Raw genomic sequence first — 2,831 nt, 5'->3', positions numbered from 1 at the left:
GTCACCGACAACGCCATCACCAGCCCGGCCAGGCCCAGCGCGAGCCAGCGCGCCGCCCCGCGGCCGGGGTCGCCGCTCACCCGCACCCTGCCGGGCACGGGACCCCCGGGGCGCCACGCCGATCAGTCGACACCATCGGCGACCTCATCGGCCTGGCATACCCAACGTCTCCGCGGAAACGCCCGGCCGCTGCGTCTCCGCGGACATTCGGACGGCTCGCGCCGGCGCCCCGGCTAGAGCCGGTGCCCCGACCCGAGCCGGGGCACCGGCCACCGCGATGGCTAGGCGTCCGTGTCCGGCACCAACCACAGCGCACCCAGCGGCGGGATGGTGATGGTCGCCGACGCCGGCTGGCCGTGCGAGGCGTGCTCGGTGGCCATCACGGCGCCCATGTTGCCGGCGCCCGACCCGCCGTAGAGCTCGGAGTCGGTGTTGACCGCCTCCTTCCACATCCCGGCGTGCGGCAGCCCGATCCGGTACCCGCTGTGCGGCATGGGGGAGAAGTTGAGGATGCAGGCCAGCACCGACCCGTCCGCCCCCCACCGCAGGTAGGCCAGCACGTTGCCCTCGCGGTCGTTCGCGTCGAGCCAGGTGAAGCCGGCCGGCGTGAAGTCCTGCGTGTACAGCGACGGGCTGGACTTGTAGACGCGGTTCAGGTCGCCGACCAGGGTCCGGATGCCGTTGTGCAGCGGGTACTCCTTGAGCTGCCACGGCAACTGGATCGCCTGGTTCCACTCCCACGGGTTGCCCAGCTCCTGGCCCATGAACAGCAGCTGCTTGCCCGGGTGGGCCCACATGTGGGCCAGGTAGGTGCGCAGGGTGGCCGCCTTCTGCCACTCGTCGCCCGGGATCTTCGACCACAGCGAGCCCTTGCCGTGCACCACCTCGTCGTGCGAGATGGGCAGCACGAACTGCTCCGAGAAGGCGTACATCAGCGAGAACGTCATCTCGTTGTGGTGCCAGGAGCGGTAGATCGGGTCCCGGGAGATGTAGCCGAGGCTGTCGTGCATCCAGCCCATGTTCCACTTCAGGTGGAAGCCCAGGCCGCCCAGGTGGGTCGGCCGGGTGACGCCCGGCCACGCCGTCGACTCCTCGGCGATCATCAGGGCGCCGGGGACGCGCTTGCCGACGGTCGCGTTGGTCTCCTGCAGGAACGCCACCGCGTCCAGGTTCTCGTTGCCGCCGTAGATGTTCGGCAGCCACTGGCCGTCCTCGCGGGAGTAGTCCAGGTAGAGCATCGAGGCGACCGCGTCGACCCGGAGCCCGTCCACGTGGTACTCCTCGAACCAGTACAGCGCGTTGGCGACGAGGAAGTTGCGCACCTCGCGCCGGCCGAAGTCGAACACGAACGTGCCCCAGTCCGGCTGCTCGCCGCGCCGCGGGTCCGCGTGCTCGTACAGCGACGTCCCGTCGAACCGGCCCAGCGCCCACTCGTCCTTGGGGAAGTGGGCCGGCACCCAGTCCATGATCACGCCGATGCCGGCCTGGTGCAGCCGGTCGATCAGGTACCGCAGGTCGTCGGGGGAGCCGAACCGGGAGTCCGGGGCGTAGTACGAGGTCACCTGGTAGCCCCAGGACGGGGCGAACGGGTGGCCGGCCAGCGGCAGGAACTCTACGTGGGTGAAGCCGGTCTCGGCCAGGTCCTCGATCAGCGCGTCGGCCATCTCGCGGTAGCCGATGCCCTCCCGCCAGGACCCGGCGTGCACCTCGTAGATCGACAGCGGGCCGGCGAGCTGATCGGTCTCCGCGCGCCGGGCGATCCACTCCTCGTCGCCCCACTCGTGCCGCCCGACCGTCACCATCGACGCGGTGGCCGGGGGCACCTCGATCGCGAATGCGAACGGATCGGCCTTCTCCCGCCACGCCCCGTCCTGGCCCAGGATCTGGTACTTGTACCGCGCGCCCTCGCCGACCCCGGGCACGAACAGCTCCCAGACGCCGGACGAACCGAGCGAGCGCATCGGGGTGCCGGCGCCCGACCAGTAGTCGAAGTCGCCGCTGACCCGCACGCCGCGGGCGTTGGGCGCCCAGACCGCGAACGAGGTGCCGGTCACGGTGCCGCCCGGGGTGTCGTAGGTGCGCACGTGCGCGCCCAGGACGTCCCACAGGTTCTCGTGCCGGCCCTCGCCGATCAGGTGCAGGTCGATCTCGCCGAGCGTGGGCAACCAGCGGTACGGGTCGTCGACCTCGTAGACCGCGCCGTTGCCGTAGTCCACCCGCAGCCGGTAATCGGTCACCGGGCCGTCGATCACCGCGGCGAACACGCCGCCGTGCACGTGCTCGAACGGAACCTCACCGCCCTCGTGCAGCAGGGTCACCGCCGCCGCGTTGTGCCGCAGGGTCCGGATCACGGTGTGCCCGTCGCCCCGGGGGTGCGCGCCCAGGATGCCGTGCGGGTCGTGGGTGTCGCCACCGATCAGCTTCTCGTACTGGTCGGTGGAGATGTCCGGGACCGCGGCCGGCGCGGGATCGGGCGCGGCGGCCGGGAGATCGGTCGCGGTGGGCTCGTCGGGGGCGAGCGGGGTCTGCACCGCGCCGCCGGCGACCGGGGTCTTCGCGCGGGACGCCCGCTTGGCCGGGGCCTTGGCCGGCTTCTCGGGGGCCGCGGCGGCCGGGTCGCCGGCCGCTTCGGCGGCCTTGGCCGCCGCCGTCTTGCGCGGGGCCCGCTTGGCCGGGGCCTTGGCCGGCTTCTCGGTCACCGCGTCGGCGCCGTCCGCGGCCGCCGCCGTGGCCGTCTTCGGCGCCGCCATGCGGGCGGCCGTGGGCGCCCCCGCCGCGGCCCCCGCCGCGGCCGCCGTCGGGGCGGCCCGCCGGGCGCGGGTCGGCTTCGC

General features: G+C 73.0%; 1 protein-coding gene. It reads right to left on the bottom strand.

From position 1 onward, the window contains the following. Positions 1 to 281: 281 nt before the first annotated feature. On the bottom strand, positions 282 to 2,750 hold the full coding sequence (glgB, locus tag ACOJUF_RS11025; protein WP_420121898.1) for a 1,4-alpha-glucan branching protein GlgB: 2,469 nt from the start codon (positions 2,748 to 2,750) through the stop codon (positions 282 to 284). Between the last annotated feature and the right edge of the window lie 81 nt (positions 2,751 to 2,831).

Origin of the sequence: Nakamurella sp. (assembly GCF_048594475.1) — a bacterium.
Taxonomy (GTDB): Bacteria; Actinomycetota; Actinomycetes; order Mycobacteriales; family Nakamurellaceae; genus Nakamurella.
Note: the sequence above shows the minus strand (reverse complement) of the source record. Positions and strands in the feature narration are given on the sequence as shown.